2 protein-coding genes are annotated in these 1,543 nt (G+C 60.5%); both read right to left on the bottom strand.

Annotated features, from left to right (window positions below; genetic code table 11):
* Positions 1-155: 155 nt before the first annotated feature.
* Entirely contained in the window at positions 156-872 is a 717-nt protein-coding gene (locus AC792_RS08560) for a hypothetical protein (protein WP_049830124.1), read from the bottom strand.
* The gene (locus AC792_RS08555) at positions 869-1,255 is read right to left on the bottom strand and encodes a PadR family transcriptional regulator (RefSeq protein WP_049830123.1); all 387 of its coding nucleotides are present in this window, start codon (positions 1,253-1,255) and stop codon (positions 869-871) included. The genes AC792_RS08560 and AC792_RS08555 overlap by 4 nt, the downstream gene beginning before the upstream one ends.
* Positions 1,256-1,543 lie beyond the last annotated feature (288 nt).

Below are 1,543 nucleotides of genomic sequence, written 5' to 3'. Positions count from 1 at the left end.
TTCTGGTCGATGATTTCTCCTGTCACAGGATCGATCATCGTCTCTGTTGCTTCGGTCGTGAAGTCTTTCACGGCCATCTCCTTTCGGATCAGGCCGGACCCTCACACACCGTTATTCAGACAGTCCCTACTACGGATGATCGGTGTGGTGGGGGGTTAGCGAAGCGTGAGTGCGATGGCGATCATGGGCAGCATGAGGAGGGGGAAGAGCCAGTTGGTGATCTGAACGAAGACCTTTGCACCCAGTGTGGTGCTGTCGTTCTTCCCGGTGATCGGATCCGTGATCCCGTCCTCGGGTGTGGTCAGCGGCGCCCAGAAGGTACTCCTGAGGGAGAGGATCACCATGATCAGGGCACTACCGATGAGCCACGGCAGTGGTTCGATGGCTAACCAGGCCTCGGCGCGTTCTGTGGGGGTGACGATCGTGGACAGGAGTCCTGACAGTGCGCCCATGGCGCTGATCGCGATGGATGCCCACAAGCGTCGGATGACGGCGTCCAGGTAGAGCGGTAAGAAGGCTATGAGGACCACGGGCAGCGCGAGGAGGACGAGCTGTGCGGGGGAGACCAGGAGTGGTTCGGACTGGACCCAGGACACGAGGGCCTGGTTGAAGATCAAAAAGGCCAGCAACCCCAGGAGGGAGGGCCAGAGCGCTTTTCGCACCCACTCGTTTTTCGGTGCGTGGGGCAGTTCGAGTGATTGGGCGTAGTCGCGGGCGGGTCCGAAGGCTTGCTCGGCGTGTTGGCCGGTGTCGCTGAGGTGTTCTCTAGCGGTGGCGATGGTGTCACCGATGGCGTGTCCGGTGACTTGGCGTAGCCGGAGTTCCAGGATGAGCTGATCGAACCACTTCTTGTCGCTGGTCTGCTGCATCATGCGGGGATCTCCTTCGTAGATCGTTCAGGATTCAGGTAGTGGGCACTGGTGTCGCCGAAACGCAACCAGTCGGCGCTCAGGCGGGTCAGTTCGGCGCGGCCTTGGTCGGTGAGGGCGAAGTACTTACGGCCAGGTCCTCCGTCGCCGGCTCGCCATTCGGTGGTCACCAGGCCGGCGCTCTCGTACCGGGTGAGCAGCGGGTACAGGGTTCCGCCTTTGATGGTGCCGAAACCGTGGCGTTCGAGTTCGCTGATGATCGCGTACCCGTAGGACGGGCCGGCGGATAGTGCGCGCAGGGCGAGGATCCCCAGCGTGGCTCGGAGCCAGTCACTGGGCCAGTCGGTGCTGTGTGTGGTGTGAGTGTCTGAAGTGGGGACTTCCATAACTAGATTGTGTGCCTAAGTAGTTAGCCTGTAAAGACCCTTCATTGGAATGGGCCTCTTCTTCCTACTTTCGCCACTACAATCGGCACGCGCACCGTGCGGGCGAGGGAAAGCCAACAGGAGTTTGGGCTGACCGCCCGAGTACGTCCCGTCTTGTATCTCATGAGATGCGAGGCACGAGGAGGAGACACATAGCTTCCGTGTCGTTCTTCGAGTCCACTCAAAGACAGCTTGAGGTGCCTCGAACCTCCGTTTGCGCTTTTCAGCAGGAGATCAGGGCTTCCTGGT

The organism is Arthrobacter sp. RIT-PI-e, assembly GCF_001187915.1.
In the GTDB taxonomy this organism is placed as follows: domain Bacteria; phylum Actinomycetota; class Actinomycetes; order Actinomycetales; family Micrococcaceae; genus Arthrobacter_D.
This window is presented reverse-complemented; position numbering and strand designations above follow the sequence as displayed.

Excerpts from the sequence above, each read along its gene's own strand:
- AC792_RS08555 (WP_049830123.1), bottom strand. The coding sequence starts at position 1,255 with ATGGAAGTCCCCACTTCAGACACTCACACCACACACAGCACCGACTGG.
- AC792_RS08560 (WP_049830124.1), bottom strand. The coding sequence starts at position 872 with ATGATGCAGCAGACCAGCGACAAGAAGTGGTTCGATCAGCTCATCCTG.